The organism is Bacillus sp. SRL337 (genome assembly GCF_984799155.1).
In genome coordinates this window covers 4,501,002-4,520,597 of sequence record NZ_OZ481793.1, presented here as the reverse complement: position 1 = coordinate 4,520,597, position 19,596 = coordinate 4,501,002, and the positions used below count along the sequence as shown (strand labels likewise).

20 protein-coding genes and 2 riboswitches are annotated in these 19,596 nt (G+C 44.7%); of the genes, 10 read left to right on the top strand and 10 right to left on the bottom strand.

The annotated features are described in order from the left end of the window. Window positions 1–151 precede the first annotated feature (151 nt). On the top strand, window positions 152–1,027 hold the full coding sequence (locus AC4E8A_RS22590; RefSeq protein WP_490196060.1) for an HAD family hydrolase: 876 nt from the start codon (window positions 152–154) through the stop codon (window positions 1,025–1,027). A 288-nt stretch (window positions 1,028–1,315) separates the two neighbouring features. Further along, entirely contained in the window at window positions 1,316–2,416 is a 1,101-nt protein-coding gene (locus AC4E8A_RS22585; RefSeq protein WP_490196059.1) for a PQQ-dependent sugar dehydrogenase, read from the top strand. An 89-nt stretch (window positions 2,417–2,505) separates the two neighbouring features. Here AC4E8A_RS22585 and AC4E8A_RS22580 read toward each other — a convergent pair whose 3' ends face one another. After that, window positions 2,506–2,955: an SRPBCC family protein gene (locus AC4E8A_RS22580; RefSeq protein ID WP_490196058.1), complete on the bottom strand. Its 450-nt coding sequence runs from the start codon at window positions 2,953–2,955 to the stop codon at window positions 2,506–2,508. Beyond that, window positions 2,952–3,296: a MerR family transcriptional regulator gene (locus AC4E8A_RS22575; RefSeq protein WP_490196057.1), complete on the bottom strand. Its 345-nt coding sequence runs from the start codon at window positions 3,294–3,296 to the stop codon at window positions 2,952–2,954. The genes AC4E8A_RS22580 and AC4E8A_RS22575 overlap by 4 nt, the downstream gene beginning before the upstream one ends. A 246-nt stretch (window positions 3,297–3,542) precedes the next feature. Further along, window positions 3,543–3,643, top strand: a riboswitch (SAM riboswitch). Between the two features lie 139 nt (window positions 3,644–3,782). Beyond that, a riboswitch (SAM riboswitch) is annotated at window positions 3,783–3,888 on the top strand. Window positions 3,889–3,976: 88 nt separating this feature from the next. Here AC4E8A_RS22575 and AC4E8A_RS22570 point away from each other — a divergent pair. The 4 genes from AC4E8A_RS22570 (at window position 3,977) to AC4E8A_RS22555 (ending at window position 8,257) form a co-directional block, all read left to right on the top strand. Beyond that, a complete protein-coding gene (locus AC4E8A_RS22570) occupies window positions 3,977–5,008 on the top strand; it encodes a methionine ABC transporter ATP-binding protein (RefSeq protein ID WP_490196056.1) in 1,032 nt (343 codons plus the stop codon). Continuing rightward, window positions 4,998–5,648 carry a methionine ABC transporter permease gene (locus AC4E8A_RS22565; RefSeq protein WP_490196055.1) on the top strand — a complete coding sequence of 217 codons (651 nt, stop codon included), beginning with the start codon at window positions 4,998–5,000 and terminating at the stop codon, window positions 5,646–5,648. Before AC4E8A_RS22570 ends, AC4E8A_RS22565 begins: the two co-directional genes overlap by 11 nt. A gap of 15 nt (window positions 5,649–5,663) precedes the next feature. Next, window positions 5,664–6,491 (top strand): MetQ/NlpA family ABC transporter substrate-binding protein, encoded by an 828-nt coding sequence (locus AC4E8A_RS22560; protein WP_490196054.1) that lies wholly within the window; start codon window positions 5,664–5,666, stop codon window positions 6,489–6,491. Window positions 6,492–7,039: 548 nt separating this feature from the next. Then, window positions 7,040–8,257: a M20 family metallopeptidase gene (locus AC4E8A_RS22555; protein ID WP_490196053.1), complete on the top strand. Its 1,218-nt coding sequence runs from the start codon at window positions 7,040–7,042 to the stop codon at window positions 8,255–8,257. 496 nt (window positions 8,258–8,753) lie between these two features. Here AC4E8A_RS22555 and AC4E8A_RS22550 read toward each other — a convergent pair whose 3' ends face one another. From AC4E8A_RS22550 to AC4E8A_RS22535, 4 genes are all read right to left on the bottom strand, one after another. Then, the gene (locus AC4E8A_RS22550) at window positions 8,754–9,404 is read right to left on the bottom strand and encodes a TetR/AcrR family transcriptional regulator (protein WP_490196052.1); all 651 of its coding nucleotides are present in this window, start codon (window positions 9,402–9,404) and stop codon (window positions 8,754–8,756) included. 28 nt (window positions 9,405–9,432) lie between these two features. Then, complete coding sequence (locus AC4E8A_RS22545; RefSeq protein ID WP_490196051.1) at window positions 9,433–10,452, bottom strand: ABC transporter permease; 1,020 nt, start codon at window positions 10,450–10,452, stop codon at window positions 9,433–9,435. 1 nt (window position 10,453) lies between these two features. Next, window positions 10,454–11,179, bottom strand: coding sequence for an ABC transporter ATP-binding protein (locus AC4E8A_RS22540; RefSeq protein WP_490198964.1), 726 nt, complete (start codon window positions 11,177–11,179; stop codon window positions 10,454–10,456). A 110-nt stretch (window positions 11,180–11,289) separates the two neighbouring features. Beyond that, window positions 11,290–12,033 (bottom strand): PAS domain-containing protein, encoded by a 744-nt coding sequence (locus AC4E8A_RS22535; RefSeq protein WP_490196050.1) that lies wholly within the window; start codon window positions 12,031–12,033, stop codon window positions 11,290–11,292. Window positions 12,034–12,286: 253 nt separating this feature from the next. Here AC4E8A_RS22535 and AC4E8A_RS22530 point away from each other — a divergent pair, with 253 nt between their 5' ends. After that, on the top strand, window positions 12,287–12,445 hold the full coding sequence (locus AC4E8A_RS22530; RefSeq protein ID WP_490196048.1) for a hypothetical protein: 159 nt from the start codon (window positions 12,287–12,289) through the stop codon (window positions 12,443–12,445). 500 nt (window positions 12,446–12,945) lie between these two features. On the opposite strand, the gene bshB2 is transcribed toward AC4E8A_RS22530, so the two are convergent. The 4 genes from bshB2 to AC4E8A_RS22510 form a co-directional block, all read right to left on the bottom strand. Next, window positions 12,946–13,629 (bottom strand): bacillithiol biosynthesis deacetylase BshB2, encoded by a 684-nt coding sequence (bshB2, locus tag AC4E8A_RS22525; protein ID WP_490196047.1) that lies wholly within the window; start codon window positions 13,627–13,629, stop codon window positions 12,946–12,948. A gap of 33 nt (window positions 13,630–13,662) precedes the next feature. Continuing rightward, a complete protein-coding gene (locus AC4E8A_RS22520; RefSeq protein ID WP_490196045.1) occupies window positions 13,663–14,007 on the bottom strand; it encodes a YojF family protein in 345 nt (114 codons plus the stop codon). Window positions 14,008–14,248: 241 nt separating this feature from the next. Further along, entirely contained in the window at window positions 14,249–14,575 is a 327-nt protein-coding gene (locus AC4E8A_RS22515) for a YflT domain-containing protein (RefSeq protein WP_490196044.1), read from the bottom strand. A gap of 75 nt (window positions 14,576–14,650) precedes the next feature. Next, window positions 14,651–16,096 carry a phospholipase D family protein gene (locus tag AC4E8A_RS22510; protein ID WP_490196043.1) on the bottom strand — a complete coding sequence of 482 codons (1,446 nt, stop codon included), beginning with the start codon at window positions 16,094–16,096 and terminating at the stop codon, window positions 14,651–14,653. Between the two features lie 95 nt (window positions 16,097–16,191). Here AC4E8A_RS22510 and AC4E8A_RS22505 point away from each other — a divergent pair, with 95 nt between their 5' ends. The 3 genes from AC4E8A_RS22505 to ltrA all read left to right on the top strand — a co-directional run bounded on the left by AC4E8A_RS22505 (window position 16,192) and on the right by ltrA (window position 19,546). Further along, the gene (locus AC4E8A_RS22505) at window positions 16,192–16,959 is read left to right on the top strand and encodes a DUF4230 domain-containing protein (RefSeq protein ID WP_490196041.1); all 768 of its coding nucleotides are present in this window, start codon (window positions 16,192–16,194) and stop codon (window positions 16,957–16,959) included. A gap of 18 nt (window positions 16,960–16,977) precedes the next feature. Next, window positions 16,978–17,649: a uracil-DNA glycosylase gene (locus tag AC4E8A_RS22500; RefSeq protein WP_490196040.1), complete on the top strand. Its 672-nt coding sequence runs from the start codon at window positions 16,978–16,980 to the stop codon at window positions 17,647–17,649. 637 nt (window positions 17,650–18,286) lie between these two features. Further along, a complete protein-coding gene (ltrA, locus tag AC4E8A_RS22495) occupies window positions 18,287–19,546 on the top strand; it encodes a group II intron reverse transcriptase/maturase (protein ID WP_490198963.1) in 1,260 nt (419 codons plus the stop codon). Window positions 19,547–19,596 lie beyond the last annotated feature (50 nt).

Below are 19,596 nucleotides of genomic sequence, written 5' to 3'. Positions count from 1 at the left end.
GTTTTTAGATAAGGAACCCTGATAAGGGTAAGATAACTCTGAGTCTATCTTTACAATAAATTTGCATTGGAATGTTAAAATGCCTTTAGGCAGGAAGGAACTTGTCTTGCATCAATGGATTTAATCTCCTTTAGAAAGAAGGTACAAAGAAATGATATCAATAATTGCGAGTGATATGGACGGAACTCTTTTAAATGGAAAACAAGAAGTAAGTGAAGGAAACCGCAAAGCCCTCCTTGAGGCTCAGGAAAGAGGAGTCCAGGTTGTGGTAGCGACAGGAAGATCTTATGAAGAAGCAAGATACGTCCTCAAGGAGGCGGGAATTACTTGTCCAATTATCTGTGTGAATGGTGCAGAAGTCCGAAATGAGGAAGGACGGGTAGTGGATACGAACTCCATCGAGGAGGAAAAGGCTCTTGATATTATGCGGATTTTAAAGGACCTAGGCATTTATTTCGAATTATACACAAACAAGGGTGTTTATACAGAGGATTATGAAAGAGGCATCCAGTCAATTATCGATATCTTTAAGACAGCCAATCCCGAAACATCTGAGCAGGCCATCAGGGATGCTGCACAGGAGCGATTCGAGAAAGGACATATAAAGGTAGTCGATGATTACAGCGAGGCATTCTCAAATGATAACGTTGTATATAAATTCCTCGTCTTTTCCTTTGATGAAGGCCTGTTGCAAACAGCAAAGGACCAGCTGGAGCGTGCAGGCGGGCTCGCCATCAGTGCATCTGGACGGGAGAATCTTGAAGTGACCAGTGTTAATGCACAAAAAGGAATCGCCTTGAAGAAACTGATTGAAGAAAAAGGGCTTAGGACTGAAGAAGCATTGGCTGTCGGTGATAACCTTAATGATCTTTCCATGATGCAAGTTGTAGGAAGACCGGTTGCCATGGAGAATGCGGCCGAGGAAATCCTGGATTTCTGTCGTTACAAAACGTCCAGCAACGAAGAAGATGGAGTGGCAAGAGCCATATACGAAGCCTTGGAAAATAAAGGTGCGATAGTGGATTAAACTCGTTATTACGGGTACATACTGAATAGACTGACACCTCCTGAGAATTCAAAAAGGAGGTGTTTTTTAAGTCTCTATTCTTTGACTTTGTCTCCTTTCGCTAAGAATGTCGAAAGAGATCACTCTGCTCACCTTGAAATATCAGATAATAAAAAAGAAAAGAGCTGCTCTTCCTGTTCAAAGAGAAAGTCTTTGTATTCAGGGGGGGAATCCGGCTTGGGGATTGACCGAAAGCAACCATCTATACCAAAACAGTCTTTTTAAGGATGATTGAAAGGGGAATGCTGTATGAAAAGCCGCTTTAAGCTTACTTCCGTTGTGTGTCTCCTGCTTCTTGCCGCTTGTTCCAGTGCACCTTCTGAACCTGAAGAGCCGCAGGAAGATGAGGAAACTGCAGCAAAGGAGAATCGTGTCGCTGAAGTACTGGCAGATAACTTGGAAGTGCCCTGGTCCATAAATAAGGCCGGGAATACCTTTTATGTCAATGAACGGACAGGAGGGATTGTAAAGGTGTCGGATGGAGAGGCCACCAGAATGAACGTGAAGCTGAAGGAGCCCTTGGCACAGGTGCCCGAAGCTGGCTTTCTCGGGTTCGCCCTGCACCCCGACTTTCCTGATAGGCCATCTGCATATGCCTATTACACTTACCAAAACAGCAGCCAGCCGCATAACCGTGTTGTGACATTGAACTTGGATGGTGAGGTCTGGGAAGAAGGAACCGTCTTGCTGGATGGCATTCCGAGCGGGCAGTATCATCATGGCGGCCGTCTTACTATCGGTCCGGATGAAAAGCTTTATATTACCACTGGAGATGCGACTGTAAAGGAAAATGCACAAGACTTAGGTTCCCTTGGCGGAAAAATTCTCCGAATGAACCTGAATGGTTCAATTCCGGCTGATAATCCATTCCAAAATTCCTACGTCTACAGTTACGGACATCGTAATCCCCAAGGTCTTGCCTGGAATGAAAACGGCGATTTTTACAGTACAGAACATGGTCCATCCGGCTTTGATGAGATCAACTTGATCCAAGCTGGAAAGAATTATGGCTGGCCCCTGATAACAGGTGGTGAAAAACACCAAGGGATGCAGCCGCCACTGGTTCATTCGGGCGAGCCTGCTTGGGCACCGTCCGGAGCTGACTTTTATGATGGGCGGATATACTTTGCGGCTCTTAGAGGTGAAGGGGTAAAGAGATTTTCCGTGGACACGGGCGAAGTCGAGGAAGTTCTGTCAGGGTATGGAAGGGTAAGGGATGTCTATATTGAGAAAGAAACACTGTATTTCATCAGTAATAACACGGACGGCAGGGGAAATCCTGCAGAGGATGATGACAAACTGTATAAGATTACTCTTTCGGAATTGAACAGCGGCCGAAGTGAGGAATGACGAGTTTTCAGTTATTTCATACAGGATAATGGATGTTTATGCATAGGGGCAAGCCTCCAAGAGAGACTGTCATTTCAATAGACAGTCTCTTATTTCATGGATTCTTTTCTCACTAGCTCCATAAAATCGTCTACAGCTTTATTATTATTCTTGTCTCCCCCAAGTTTCAACATGGCACGTCCGACAAAATTTTTGCCTTTATTATAACCTTCATAAATAAATCTGGTATGTGCCTCATCTATTTTTTCAAGGGTGAAGGAGAGATTGATTTCAAAAGCTTTGGCAATGACAAATCCAATCTGTTTAACCTTTTTGTTCTCAGTATTCTCGTATCCAAGAGTCTCAACAATGTAGGTTTCGACTCGTTTGCCCTCCTGATATTTTTGCTGATACCGGGACCCTGTCACTTCCTCGGTAACATGAACAGGCTTATTCTCAATGACTTTTGGCATGATTCTTGGCATGTTTTCCTCCAGAAAAAGGTTCCATACCTTTTCAATATTGGCGGAGATGATTGTCTCATCTTTCCATTGGATCAATTTGATTGCTCCCTTCCCGATTTAATAAAATGATCAATTTCACTCATTTTTCCCTGTAACTCGCTCACTTGCTTTTGGAGATTTCTTCTTTTTTCGAGCAAAAGTGCTTCAAGGTTAAAGAAGGACTCATCATTCATTACTCCTTGCATTTCCTGAATGGTAAGCCCGAAGTCCCGGAGCTTGACGAGAAGAATGGCTAGAAAATAAGATCCGTCATCATAATAGCGATAGTGATTTTTTGGATCAATATATGCCGGTTCGAGCAGTTTTATCTCTGAATAATACCGCAGCGTTTCTTTGCTGAGACCGGTAATCTTGGCAAACTCACTGATTTTATACATATTTCTCCCCCTGCACCTGCTTTTTATCATAAACCATGGGGTGCACCACATGGTCAAATGGTTTGGAATAAAATTTTTCATACCCGACTTGCTGCTGTTTTCTCCAAGTATAGCCTATGAAACCTATCAAACCCAAAAGAGGATCAAGTACTCATTTTTGAAAATTTATTTTTTTATGTATTGACACTTTTGAAATGACGTTGTAAAGTGTAACTCAAGTTAAAAAAACAGAATAAATTTCCATACTTCTTATCAAGAGAGGCAGAGGGACTGGCCCTGTGAAGCCTCGGCAGCGGACTATTTTAGTACCGTGCCAAATCCAGCAAGCATTGCTTGAAAGATGAGAAGAGGCCGGATTACATAATCATGCCCTCTTCGCTTTCAAGAAGAGGGTTTTTTATTTTTTTTTAAAATAATGGCATAAAGGAGGAAAATCAGGGCGGTTTTTACATTTTAATCTGAGTAATTTGATAAAAATAATAAAGTTTCTTATCAAGAGAGGCAGAGGGACTGGCCCTGTGAAGCCTCGGCAGCGGACTATTTTTTTAGTACTGTGCCAAATCCAGCAAGCTTTTAGCTTGGGAGATAAGAAGAGTCCTTTTTGCCCGCGTGCCAAAAACCTCTTCCATCTCCTGGAAGAGGTTTTTTTAATACAGCTAAAGAAGGGAGCCATATACACAATGATTGAATTCCAAGGACTGACAAAAATTTATGAGAGTGGGGACCAGCCAGTCAGGGCACTGGACGGAATCGATATGAAGATAAACGAAGGGGAGATCTTTGGTGTCATCGGCTTCAGCGGAGCAGGGAAAAGCTCCTTGATCCGCTGTGTCAACTGGCTGGAGAAGCCGACCTCAGGAAGCGTGGTCGTGAATGGGAAAGACCTTACCAAACTGTCTCCAAAAGAAATCAGGGAGGTCAAACGAAATATTGGCATGATTTTTCAACATTTCAACTTGTTGAATTCCAAGACGGTGTTTGCCAATGTTGCCATGCCGCTGAAGCTCGGGAAAGTTCCAAACAATGAAGTCAAGGAACGTGTAACGGAACTTCTTGAATTCGTCGGGCTGGGTGATAAGGCGGACTACTATCCGGATCAGCTGTCAGGCGGGCAGAAGCAGAGAGTCGGGATTGCGAGGGCACTTGCCACAAAGCCTGCCATTTTGCTTTGTGATGAAGCAACATCGGCCCTGGATCCACAGACAACAAACTCGATCCTGCAGCTGTTGAGAAAGGTCAACAAAGAATACAACATCACCATACTCATCATCACCCATGAAATGACGGTCATCCGGGAAATCTGCGATAGGGTGGCAGTCATCGAAGCAGGAAAGATCATCGAAGAAGGATCCGTCTTCAATGTCTTCTCTGAACCGCAAACAACGACAGCGAAGAATTTTGTCAGCACTGTGATGAATGATGCATTGCCGGAAACAATCAAAGAAATCGTCCGGTACAATGCCGGTTTGCAAAAAATCTTCAGAATCAATTTTGTCGGGGAGTCTGCCGGGCAGCCGCTTCTCTCCAAAGTTGCAAAGAAATTCGATATCGATACGAATGTATTATTTGGAAATATCACGGAACTTCAAGGCGTACCATTCGGCAACTTGATTGTCGAATTCATCGGAAGCGATAGTGAGATCAAGCGAGCGTTGATGTATATCAACCAGGAAAAAGTCAGAATCAAGGAGGTTGAAGCAAATGCTAGTTGATCAGGAGCAAATCATCGAAGCACTCATTGAAACCATCCAGATGGTCGCATTTTCACTATTGTTTTCAGCCCTTCTTGGATTGCCGCTGGGGATCCTGCTGGTTGTCACCCGCAAAGGGCATCTCATGGAGAACCTGCCGGTGTTTAATGTTTTAAATGGAATCATCAATGTGTTCAGGTCGATTCCGTTCATCATCCTGATGGTGGCAATCATCCCGGTAACAAGGTTGATTGTCGGAACGTCCATCGGCACGGCCGCAGCTGTCGTTCCGCTGGTCTTTTATGCAGGACCGTATATTGCCAGGTTAATAGAAAATTCATTGCTTGAGGTAGAGCCGGGCGTCATCGAAGCGGCAGAGTCCATGGGCGCAACCCCATGGCAGATTGTTTTTAAATTCCTGATCCCAGAAGCGCTCAGTTCGTTGGTGCTTGCCCTCACCATAGCCACGGTCGGTCTTGTCGGTGCCTCCGCTATGGCCGGTGCAGTCGGAGGCGGAGGACTGGGCGATCTTGCCATCACATACGGTTACCAGCGTTTTGATACAACCGTCATGCTGATTACGGTCGGCATACTGGTCATCATGGTCCAGGGCCTTCAAACTCTAGGAAACATCACATCTAAAAAAATCAGAAGAAGATAAGAGGAGGAATCATCTATGAAAAAACTATTTTTGGCAGGACTCATTTTAGCGTTGGCAGTCACGGGAGCTGCCTGCTCCAGCTCAACAAGCGGAGAAGAAACAGTGAAAGTCAAGGTAGGTGTCAGCGGTTCCGATAACCGCATTTGGGATTACATATCAGAGAAAGCAGAAAAAGAAGGCATCGAAGTCGAAATCGTCCGTTTCTCCGATTATGTCCAACCGAACATCGCCCTTGCAGAAGGTGAACTGGATGCGAACGCATTCCAAACAATCTCTTACTTTAACGCCTTCAAGAAAGAACATGACCTGGATTTAACGCCAATCGCCACAACCGTCATTGCCCCAATGGGAATTTACTCTGAAAAATACAAAACAGCAGACGAAATCCCTGAAGGCGGAAAAATCGCTGTGCCGAACGAAGCAACAAACATGGGAAGGGCATTACTGCTGCTGCAGGAAGCGGGCCTGATCACGCTGCCGGAAAATTTTGATGGAAATGGTTCAGTGGATAAAATCGTCGACAACCCTAGAAATCTTGAAATTGTCCCGGTGGTAGCAGGACAGACACCGCGGGTACTGCCGGACGTAGCCGCATCCATCATCAACAACGGTATCGCCGTTGACGCCGGATTCAATCCAACAGAGGACTCCATCTTCCATGAAAGCGAAACCGCTACGCCATATATCAACATCATTGCGGTCCGCACAGAAGACAAAGAAAACGAGACACTCCAAAAACTGGCTGACCTTTATCAACAGGATGACGTTAAAGAATTCATCGAAAAAGAATACAAAGGCAGCACGATCCCTACATTTGTACCGCTTAGTGACAGTGGAGAGTAAAGGACCAAGTCCGGAGACACAGGTGATTTTTGGGAATCGCTGATGAATTTTGAAAATCCCCGATAAACTTCGGAAAAAAGCTGATAAATATCCAAAAACGCCGATAACCACGGCCAATCAACGAAATAGTGTCGTATATCGACTGGTTTGTGTCGAATATCAACCAAGTTGTGTCGAATATCGACCAAACAGTGTCGAATATCAACTTAGTTATGTCGAATATCGACCAAACAGTGTCGAATATCAACTTAGTTATGTCGAATATCAATCACACATGTCGTTAATCGGCCAAACCCTGCCAGTTAACGCTTCCCAGTACCAGGCGAATTCTATCGACCGACTTGTGCTGGAACTTGCCGGGGGGAGTGTCGAAAAACAGCCGGCCTTTGTCGGATAACAACCGATCCGTGTCGAATACCGACCAACCCATGTCAAATATCGGCGAAACAGTGTCGAATAACGTCCGCACCCCAAAGTATTAACTGAGATTGATCAGCCCCAGTAAGGCAGACTGCTTCAAAAAATTAAAGTAATCAGGAGGAATAAAAATGACTTCAGTAACAGAAATCAATACAGGATTAAAAAGTGTAATTATTGAGAATGTCGAAAGCCAGAGAGAGAAATACATCAGCACCAGCCACAGCATCCATGAAAAACCGGAGATCGGTAATGAAGAATATTTCGCATCAAAGCTTCTTTCAGGGATTTTGGAAGTAGAAGGCTTCGAGGTAGAAAGAGCTGTTGCCGGCCACGAAACGTCCTTCCTGGCAAGAAAAAAGTCCGCAAAGCCTGGACCTGCAGTGGCCTTTTTGGCTGAGTATGATGCCCTGCCCGGCCTTGGGCATGCCTGCGGACACAACATCATCGGCACAACAAGTGTCGGAGCGGCCATTGCACTTAGCAAGGTCATTGAAACTACAGGCGGCGAGGTCGTAGTATTGGGGACACCTGCAGAAGAAGGCGGACCGAATGGCAGCGCCAAAGGAAGCTTCGTCAAAGATGGCCTGCTGAAAGGGATAGATGCGGCATTGATGGTCCATCCCGCCAATTCTACAAGAGTGACCTCGACTTCCCTTGCCGTCGATCCGCTTGATTTTGAATACCGGGGTGTCCCTGCCCATGCAGCAGCTTCTCCTCATGAAGGGGTGAATGCGTTGGATGCTGTCATTCAGCTCTTCAATGGAATCAATTCATTGCGGCAGCAGCTGACAGACGATGTCCGGATTCATGGCATCATTACTCACGGAGGAGACGCGCCCAACATCATTCCTGAATATGCAAAAGCACGTTTCTTCATCCGGGCAGCCACAAGAGCCACCTTGAATGAAGTGACCAAGAAGGTAAAAGCTGTGGCAGAAGGAGCAGCCTTGGCGACAGGAGCCGAGTTGAACGTCATTGCCTTCCAGAACGAGGTTGATAATCTTCTCTTGAATAAAACGTTTGACGGTGCCTTTAAAAGAGCTATTGAGGAATTTGGTGAAACGGTGGATCTCAACGACAGGGAAGGCCTTGGTTCAACGGATGCAGGAAACATCAGCCAGGTGGTGCCGACAATCCATCCTTATATAAAAATTGGAGCCGATAATCTTGTCGCCCATACCGTTCCGTTCAGGGAAGCAGCTGCTTCCCCTCAAGGAGATGAAGCACTGATCAAAGGCGCTAAGGCTCTTGCGCTGACAGGGCTGGAATTGCTGACAGACCACCAGCTCCTCTCAGCCATCAAAGAAGAGTTTCTGGAGAGGAAGCTGGAGCAGGAGGGGAAATAGAGCAGCTGAAAGGAAGGCAGGATCCTTTGTCTGTTTTTTAAATGAAAAGCTGATAGGTTCTGTATGCGAGTACAAAATGCAAAATATCACATCAAAAGGAGTGCCAAATCACATTGATCTTGTCACTCCTTTTTTCTTGATTTTTAACGTATTTTTCCGATGAATTGGTTCAAACGTCCTCCAACGTGCACCCTGAAAAGATGATGGCTCTTAAGATTTGTATCAGATTTAATGATTGCATTTATCTAAATGGAAAGGAATAAATAATTAATTACAATTCCAGCATAACAGGGATGGGTAAAAAGACTTTTTTCCTGAAAGAGTGTTGTCCAAAATTTTCAAAACAGTAGTGACTGGAGCGGAAGATGTGAGATCTCCTAACGGAACTCGTCCAGCTCCATCTGCCATAAAGGATTATCAATCAAATTCGAGGACGAAATCATAAACGATTCCGCCCTCGATTTTTCCTTTTATTTTCTTTCCCCGATAACTAAACCTACTCTTTGGCACTGATCCCATTCATGACCATCCGGATCGTCCTGTCGATTTCTTTTTCATCATCCCAGTCGGCTTCAGGGAGGAATAGATGCCGGATGAGCAGGAAGCCGAATACACTCGAAGCCGTAAAGCGGATGACAGCTTCGGTCGGCAGGTCGATGATCTGGCCTTTGTCTTTATAAAATTCGACCAGGTGCTTGAAGCGTTCCAATACCTTGCTGGCAACATGTTCCTTGAATTGCTCCTTCAGCTCTGGATGAAAGGGGATTTCCTGTATAAGAATCCTGAAGGAAGACATATTTTCCTTTAAAAAAGCCTGGCGGTTCAGGATCATTGCTTTCAGAAAGTCTTCATACCTTTCGTATTTCGTGTTCAGGACCTTATTGATATCCCGGATGATAAAGGGAGCGATAAGTTTAGCCATGGTCGGCGCCACAATCGAAAGCAATAGGTCCTTTTTGGTTTTATAATGGCGGAAGATCGTCCCTTCAGCCACTCCTGCTTTTTTGGCGATTTCACTTGTCGAGGTTGCTGAGAAGCCTTTTTCTGCAAATATCTCCAATGCCGCCTCAAGAATTTTCTGCTGCTTTTCCGTCAGCTTTTCTTCACTGTTCAATAAAATATCGAGCATATCATTTTGTTCAGTCATGGAAAACTCCTTATAAGATTGAGTTATCTTATATTTTACGGTATTTTCTCAATGCTGCAACATTCAGGAGGATGAACAGCAGGGAGAATCCGCACAAGTAGGAAATTTTTCCGGTTAAATCACCGAGTGAAGCACCTCTGATCATGATATCCCGTAACCCGTCTGCAGCATAATACAACGGGGTGAAGGGACCAATCCAGCTCAGCCAATCCGTGACCGTGTCCAAGTTGAAGAGTCCGGAAAAAAATATTTGCGGTATCACGACAATTGGGATGAATTGCATCATTTGCAGTTCATTCTGTGCAAATGCAGATAAAAGGATGCCAAGTGTCAATGCCGTTAAGGCTAGTAACGCTATGATGATGAGCACATTGGTGAAGCTTCCCAGCATCAGCATATCGAGTATATAGATGGCATACCAGGATATAAAAGCTGCCTGAAGGACGGCGAATATACCAAATCCAAGTACATAACTCACGACCATTTCCCAGGTTTTTAATGGACTTGCCAGCAGTCGCTCAAGAGTCCCGCTCGTTCTTTCCCGTAAAAAGGATACCCCGCTGATCAGGAAGACAAAGAAGAAGATGAAGAATCCCAGCAATACAGGGCCAAAGGAATCGAACATGCCCATATCCTTTTCTCCGTGGATATATTCAACATCGAGGCTTGGATTATCCTCCTGATTGGAGAAAACAGCCTGAACGGCTTTCATGACACTTTGATTGATCGAAGGATCACTTCCCTCCAGTACAAGTACCGGGGATGCTCCGTGCTTAATGGAAAGATACCCGTCAAGGTCACCCTCTCTAATGGATTCTTCAGCTTTCTTTTGGCTGTCGAACAGGATAAACCCGTCTGTATCCATTGTTTGCACCATCTTTTCATTCTCTGCCACTATCCCGACCTCAGGGACGTATGGATCTGAATCAAAGATGAGCCACATCATCGTCAAAATTAGTACCGGTGCAAGAAACATTAACGCCAGTGTCCGTTTGTCCCTGAAAAGCTGTTTGATGATCCTGATGACAAAACCAGTGATTCTTAGCATGTTAATCCACCTCCGTCGATAAAAAAACTTCTTCGATTGATGAGACACCGTATTTTACTTTGATCGAGGAAGGCTCCTCACTCTCCAGCAGTGTTCCATTCCTTAGCAGCCCAAGTCTGTCACAGCGTTCTGCCTCATCCATGACATGGGTGGTGATCAGCAACGTCCGCCCCCTTGCTTTCAGCTCTTGAAACTGCTCCCAGATTTGCTTCCTCAATAAAGGATCGATGCCGACTGTCGGTTCATCCAGTATCAGAACTTCCGGGTCATGCAGAAGGGCTATGGCAAGCGAAAGCCTTCGTTTCATTCCTCCTGAATACAAGGCAACAGGCTTGTCGAGGTGGTCGAGGAGATCGACTGTATCCATGACGCTGCGGATCCGTTCCTCTTTATCTTTCTTTTTTAAGCTGTAAAGAGAAGCGAAAAAGTTCAAATTCTCTTTTGCAGTCAGTTCGGTGTATAAAGCATCAGCCTGAGCCATATACCCTACAGCTTCATAGAGGGAGGAGGCTTTTAAAGGCTGGCCTTTAAATTCAACAGTTCCGGAATCGGGTGATTCCAACCCGATAAGCATTTTTACCAGGGTCGTCTTTCCCGATCCTGAAGGGCCGATTAAACCGAAAATTTCACCCGGCGGCACTTTCAACGAAATATCCTTGAGGACTTCTTGTTTGCCGAAGGATTTATAAATAGTTTTCAAATGGATGATCGATTCCAAAATGAACACCTCCATATTAATGAGTGATTACTCACTCTTATAATAAAATGGAAACCAAAGATTGTAAAGTGAGTAATCACTCATTATAAATAAAAAATAAAGAGGAAGGATATCCCTTCCTAAAAGGCATCCCTTATTGACCGGATGACCTGAATATTATATTGATCCAAAGAGATACCTGAAGTCACCATATTCTGCGCAACCACGGGCCTCATGCCTGTGATAATGACATTGACACCGAGAAGCCTGAGGGCGTTCAGGAGTCCGCTGATGGAATGGAAAAAGCGGTGATTGGCTTCAATGATGGAGGACAGGTCAACAATCAGGGAAGAAAGCTTTTTCTCAGAAACACTGATTAGCACTTTTTCAGTAATCAGTTCGATTTCCAAGTCGTCAATTATCGTTTGATTAAGTGGGAGGATCCCTTTTCCTTCCGGGAGGAGAATAATATTGGATGCCATTTGTTCCAGGTTTAACTTGAATTTTTCTTCTTCTTGGACAAACTCCGTCACATCCGAGAATTCAGCGACTGCTCCAATTACCTTCCCGTCTTCTTCCAGAACATGAGTTTCCAGATTGAAGTAACTATTGAACTTTCCAAACTGATAAGGCATTCTTCTGACCTTTACAGACTTTCCATACTTTACAGTGTTTTCGATATGGCGGACATCTTCCGGGGCATCCGGGAACAGCTCATATGCATTCATATGAAGGACATCATCTTTTTTGACTTTCAACAATCTTTCGCATGCAGGATTCAAATAAACGATACAGTAGCCGGCATCAAGGATTAAGATGGCATTCTTTAAGAAATCCATGATAGTAGAGCTTTGTTCACTTATAGGCAGTATACTTTTAATCAAAGCTTGTCCTCCTGAATTGAGTCTTTCATAAAGTATAGCATCATGTTGGTGGAAATATCCAATGGCCATGCAGGAATACACGGATGCAAAATAGTTGATACATAGGAAGGGAGCGGAAGGTATTTTAAAAGATTGGAAGGAATTTGACCGTTTTCCCATGGAGACATTGCCAAGAGTATAGTTTCATAGGAGGGGCAAGAGTGGAACACAGAAGGATGTAGCGACTTTAGGAAAAAATAGAGCTCAATATGGAATGACAGAAAATTGCTTTGATTTGGCCCTTTGGCTGCTCGAAGAATTCAAAAAAGCGGAAATTATGGCCTATCCAATCGGATACGATTTGAAATCAGAGAAAGCGCATGTGGCTGTCATTGCCCAAGACAACCATGAAAACCGCTATTATGTGATTTGAGAGTTTAATGGCTTCAGCTGGTTATGATAGAGAAGGAGCAGCCGGATTTCACCAGGGCAAAGCTGACTGGTTATTTTCCTGCTGCCGAAGTCCAAATCCTGCCTCGGGTGGGGAAGTGGTAGTACGGTATCACCGTGCTGATGGAAAAGTATCCACTCAGGTGTATGAACTTGCTCCCGTTGAACTAAAAGCCTTTATGGAGGCTGCAGCTTTTCACAGAATCTTTTCAAGCCTGATCCGCTGCTGCAGATAAGGGTTCCTTATGGATACGAAGTGGCTCATTGGGAGTTCGGTGAGGGGGAAGTTTTCTCAGTACCAGTGAAGGAAAATAGTATGATGAACCTTTGAGAACAGTTGAAGAAAGGGCAGGGAGACTGGATAAGAAGACAGGCTATGACCGGCAGATTCTCATGGAAACACTGAAGGTTTATCTATCAAAAAAGGAGCCAAAATAGACAAGGCGCCTGGAAAGAGTTCCGGCGCCTTGTCGCGGTATTACCTTATTCTACCTGATCGTTTTCCCAGTTGTACGTCCAAAAATGTTCAATGGTCACCCATTTGAGGGCTTCCGGGTCTTGGGAGGCGATTCCTTCCTCGATTTGCGGAAGCATCCATGCAGTCTGTGAACTGTGCGCCTTCATTGCCTGGATTTTTTGATCCTTTACATCTGAGATATCATTCGTAATGTCCGGCTGGCCCAAATGTTCTTTGCAGTCATTTGAGAATGCCAGACAATGCAGCTTTGGACGGGAGGATTTTGGAAGGCGGCGGACGGCCCTTACCACAGCACGCGCTGTCGCCTCATGGTCTGGGTGGACTGAGTATCCCGGATAGAAAGTGATGATCAGTGAAGGATCCAATTCCGCGATGAGTTCTGTCACCATATTGGCCAGTTTTTCATCATTTTCAAATTCCAGCGTCTTATCACGGTACCCCATCATCCGCAAGTCCGTGATTCCCATGACTTCAGCCGCTCTTTTCAGTTCTTTTTCACGGATGAGCGGGAGGGATTCCCGGGTTGCAAATGGCGGATTCCCCAGGTTGCGTCCCATCTCTCCAAGTGTCAGGCAGGCATACGTCACAGGTGTGCCTTCTTTTATATGTTTTGAAATCGTCCCTGAAACCCCGAATGCTTCATCATCGGGGTGGGGGAATATAACAAGAACTTGTTTTTCTTTTTGCATACTGTAACCTCCTAGAATTCAAAGGGAGTTCGATTAAAAAGGTGTCGGACTGATCTGAAGTGCAACAGCCAGCTTGCCATTATGATCATGTCCTGCAAGCAGCAGCTGATTTTTATCTGTCTTCTCAAAGTGGGTCAGGCCTTCAGCATATATCCAGCCGATCTCAAGCTTAAGCCCCGCTCTGAAGGGTCCATCGCCGATGATCTTACCGTGTTCATAGTTCACTCGTGCATTGCGTATGTAGGCGCCTGCAGAGAAAAAGTCTTCATTAAAGTGAGAAGCATAAGCTCCATTCGTGGTTTCTAAATGTATATAAACGTCTTTCCGGGCAAAGTCATTGATCAACCCCTGAACCTTTGCCAGCGTAATAGGTTCCATACTTCGGCCTCCTTATCCGGTTATAAATCTGGATTACTTCCCATTTTACTAAATTCCCCGCCCGATTGCGAAAACAACGTTTTTCGTGAGCCCTTAAAAGAATGAAACAAACCAGCCGCTCAACCGTGTGCTGGCACTTTTTTTACTATTTCCATAAAAAATGGCCCCCATTCGGGAGCCAATTAAGGTTAAGATAAAAAGCTGTTAAAGGTTAAGATAAAAAATAGTCATCTCGGGGAGATTATTCGGATTTGCTTCCGACAACGACTACTTTCCCTTTGTCCAACTCTTCTTCATAATGATCTGCTTCTGAGTCGGTCAATCCAAGGGAACCCATTTTGGAACGAAGCTCATCTCCGCGCTTCTTGAATGTGTTGCCAAGGGAATCAAACATGCCTTGTTCACTCATGCTGACACTTTCCGTATGGGTTCCTTCAGTAAGGTCTTTGGAGCGCTCTTTGTCATGAGCAAAGATATAAATGTTATCTTTGTCATAGCCAAGAGAATTCAATTCCTCAATTACTTTTGTTGCATGTACTCCATTTTCTACAGTGTGTACTTCATACATAGTAACTGCCTCCTCTAATTGTTTGCTGAAGCGTTATATCTACTATTTACCCGGATTTCAGAGAGCTAAACAAACTCAGTAAGTGGTAAAATTAAGCAGTTTCTGAATTCTATATCCAATGTATTTCAACCATGGGATCTCATAACCCTTTTCCTTGAACTTCTCTGTATAAAGTCCATCTTCGTTCTCCCATAATCTAGTGAAATATGCGGAAACTTCTTTGTTTATTTCCTTATTGAGGGGAGTGTCTATCCAGAGATTGGTCTCTAAATTGAGATCTTCAAAATTCCTTGTGGTGTAATTTGTCGACCCGCCAAGAATGATGGATCTGTCTTTCTTTTTGATATAAAGAAGCTTGGTGTGATATTGTTCCATTTTTGTATTGTACCACCGGATATGGATGTTTTCCTCGCCGCGGCGCTGGAGTTCTGAAGCAACCGGGATATTCGGGAGCCCCATTTTCTGCTGGCCGAAGGCATTTGTGTTCGGATCCAAAATGATTCTTACATCGGCTCCGCGGCTGGCTGCACCGACAAGCCTGTTAATGACTTTCCGTTCAGCGAGGTAAAACATTCCCAGCCAGACGGTATCTCCCTTTCCTGCCTTATCCAGTTCTTCCAATGCCCTCTCGAAGATTTTACCCTCTGTCAGCACCTGTGCCTTAATGCTGCCCCCGGTTTCCCCGTTTCTGCTGTAATCAGGCAGCGATGGACCGTTTGAATACCTTGCTGCAGCTTTCTCGGTCTTAAGGATATCCCCGATGATCGGGCCCTTGACTTCAAAGGCAATATTCGAGTGGAGACCGCTCGCATTGTGGGGGTTTGCTGATGTAATGAGAGCGGACTGGTCTGTCACCACCACTTTTCGATGGTTTGCCTTCACATTTAATAGCTCCAAGTAGGACCGGACCGTCACTTTCGGGGCAGTGGAGGCCAAGGGGTTCGGCAGCCAGCCCTCATCTTCGGGTTCCGACTGAAACCATTGAAAGAATGTCCGCCATATGGAACTATAGACAAAGTTCGAATCCCTCAAGGGTTCCAGGTCGGTGTACATGACGCTGATTCCGTTCTTCCTGAGCTGTTCCACTTCAGGAGCAAGATGGGAGCCGTAAGTGGTATTGATATGATCGGTGATAAACACCATTTCGATATCAGGATCCTGCCGCTTTTTTTCTAGTAAAGCCTGTGTCAGGTTTCCTGCTAAATCCGGCATATCGTATTTTCCGTCATAATAGCTGTTGAAAAGAAACAGATCAATGACGACAAAGTCTTTTGCTTCTGCGATCATTTGATTGATTCGTTCAAATATCCTTGATTCGTGGGAAAAATGTCCGGCGGGGTCCTTATAGGAGAGATCGTACATGAAGTCGATATCATTTGTACGGAAGACCTTACCCTCATAGGAGAGCCCTTCAGGAAGAGGCTTATGAGTTTGATAGAACATGACTGTTCCAAAATATACCAAAATAAGGAGCGTAAGGAGAACAGGTCTCTTTTTACCCCGGTTTTTCAAGGGTTTCATGGGTTTTTCCTCCATTTAATAGTAATGAGTACTTTACCCGTTTTCGGAATTATGTATTCCAACTTACGACAATATTTTCTATAATATGAAGGAGGATGGTGGATGAATTGAAAAATAATGAAGCTAGAATAAGAGAAATAGAGTCTCTTTTAGCAGAAATAAAGGATAGCAGCCAGCAGGCAAGTGCCACGGCCGCTTTAGATAAAGGAAGAGTCAGACTGCCTTTTTTAAAGGCGGGGAAAGCATTATTCAGCGTGTGGAAGAGTAAGTTCCTGATTATGCTGCTCATCGTGATACTGGTTATATCGGGATTATCGATAGGCATCTATTCATGGCTTTCGGGAAGTACATTCCAGCAGGAACAGGGATCGTTTGTCGAGCAGATCAAAGACATGAACTCATTGGCAACAGCACAGGCTTTCACCAAAGCAGTGATCGAGCAGGAAGATAATAAAATCTTCGGGAAGGAAATTTCCGCTGATATTCCAGGGACCAAACGGAACCTGTTGTTGGTGGTGCCGGGCTCTGTGTTAGCCGGGGTTGATTTAAAAAAAGTGACTGAAAATGATATTTCAATAGATGAAGAGGGAAAAGAAATGACGATAGAACTGCCTAGAGCAGAGATTCTGCAATCGCCTTCGATTGATATGGAAAACATTAAAGCGTTTTCTGTGGAAGGAATCTTCCGGAGTGAAGTCGATTGGGAAGAAGGGTATGCCTTTGCTGAAGTGGCCAAAGACTTGATTCAGCAGGAAGCTGTTGAACAGGGGCTGCTGCAGACAGCTGAAAAGAACGCAGAAAAATCCTTGAAGGAGTTCTTTCAGCATCTTGGCTACAAAGTAACAATTGAATATAAGAATTAGCATGAAAGGGTGTAAATCGTGGCTGGGATTCTTAAAAACGATTGGAACAATGTATTAAAAACCGAAATGGAAAAAACGTATTTTGATGAATTACAAGGGTTTCTTGAGAAGGAGTACCAGACAGAAAAAATATTTCCCGAGAAGCAGAATATATTCCATGCGCTTAATTCAACGCCCTTTAGCGAGGTGAAAGTGGTCCTGCTCGGCCAGGATCCTTATCATGGAGAAGGACAGGCGCATGGGTTAAGCTTTTCAGTAAGAAAAGGTGTGAGAGTTCCACCTTCCTTAAAAAACATCTATAAAGAGCTTCATGAGGATATCGGATGCCGCATTCCGGATCATGGAAACCTAAGTAAATGGACAGAACAGGGAGTCCTTCTGCTGAATACTGTGCTGACAGTCAGGGAAGGCAAGGCACATTCCCATAAAGGCAAAGGCTGGGAAACCTTCACAGATAAGGTGATCGAGCAACTGAATAACAGGGAAAAGCCGCTTGTCTTCATGCTTTGGGGACGTCCGGCACAGGAAAAGCTGAAGCTGATCGACATCAGCAAACACTTTGTCATCCAGTCTCCACATCCTAGTCCATTCTCTGCCCGTAAAGGCTTCTTTGGAAGCAAGCCTTTTTCCAGAGCCAATGAATGGCTGAAAAAGAATGGCGGGAAAGAAATTGACTGGTGTATAGAGTAAGAGGGTTCATATTCTGACAAATAAATCCTTGTTTCACGTGAAACATTGCAGATTTTAGGCGAAGCAAGGCGGAAGACGCTTTGCTTCGTTTTGTGTGCCAGGCATGCGCACAGTCTATAGGGTTCAAGTCCCGATCCGTGAAGGCAGTAGTAGCGGTTAGCTAAAGACAAAGGTGTCTGGGGCGACCCAGAATCTGAAGGAAGTCGGAGGCAAATCTCCGCCCCTAGGAACACGAACTTCATCAGGCTACGTACACTTGGATGAGACTGCAAAACAAGTCAAAGTCCTTACTGCCGAAGGGTGTATGGAGTAAATGAAGAGGGGACATGGAGAGGAAGAATGTGTGCTTACCCTGGGAGGTCTGGTCGATATGCGGTGCTCTCATCGTAACCGGACATGTGAATGTCCGCTGAACGACCAGAAGTCAGCCGAGGTCATAGTAATGGGAACTTCTAGAATTCCCATGAAGGACCGAATCATTTAAGAAGAATGGTCACTTTGAGTACACAACACTTGATGAAGCAGAAACATGACAACCTTCCTGAATGAAGGGAGCGGTGAAGTCCGCGGGGGACATTTAGAAGGGCGGAAAGATGTTGTCACACAACGAGACAGACCATTCACGTAGGAGTTCGATATCATGTTGGAAAGAATCTTATCACGAGAAAATCTAACTCTCGCCATAAAACGCGTAGAACGCAATAAAGGAAGCCACGGTGTCGACGGGATGCCCGTACAAAACCTACGAGCGTATCTCCTAACACACTGGGTTTCTCTGCGAGAAGAAATTCAAAGTGGGGCCTATCAACCTCAACCCGTCCGTCGTGTCGAAATCCCGAAACCGAACGGAGGCAAAAGGAAGCTAGGTATTCCCACCGTGGTGGATCGATTTATCCAACAGGCCATCGCACAAATTCTTACCACAGAATATGACCCAACCTTCTCTACACACAGTTATGGGTTCCGTCCAAATAAACGGGGACATGACGCAGTAAGGGAAGCCAGAAGCTACATGAAACAAGGGTATCGTTGGGTTGTTGATATGGATTTAGAAAAGTTCTTCGATAAAGTGAATCACGACCGCCTTATGCGTACATTAAGTAAAAGAATCAAGGACCCGAACCTACTAAGACTGATTCGAAGATACCTGCAGGCAGGGATTTTGGAAGATGGTTTGGTTCGCCCCAATACGGAGGGAACACCACAAGGTGGACCTTTAAGTCCTTTACTGTCTAACATTGTGTTAGACGAACTGGACAAAGAGCTGGAGAAAAGAGGGCTCTGTTTCGTCCGCTACGCAGATGACTGTAACATTTACGTACGCTCTAAGAGGGCTGGGGTACGAGTGATGGAAAACATCACGAGATTTATTGAAAGAACGCTAAAGCTAAAAGTAAACGAAAAGAAAAGTGCGGTAGATCGCCCATGGAAACGAAGATTCCTAGGGTTTTCTTTCACTTTTCATAAGAACCCGAAAATACGGGTCTCTCAAGAGAGTATCAAACGGTGTAAACAACGTATTCGTGAATTAACTTCAAGAAGAAAATCCATGAATATGAAAGACCGAATCGAGAAATTGAACAGGTATCTAGTTGGATGGCTAGGTTATTACCAACTAGCAGACACACCAACGATATTTAAGAATTTAGACCAATGGATTCGAAGAAGACTCCGAATGATACGATGGAAAGAATGGAAGAAAGTCAAAACAAAGTACAAGAATCTAAGAAAGTACGGAGTGAAGGAAACGAAAGCGTGGGAGTGGGCAAATACAAGGAAAGGCTACTGGCGAGTCGCCAGTAGCCCAATCCTGCATAATGCCCTTGGAAACCGATACTGGGATAACCAAGGGTTGAAGAGCCTATATGATCGATATCAATTCAAGCGTCAGACTTAAGTGAAACCGCCGTATACGGAACCGTACGTACGGTGGTGTGAGAGGTCGGG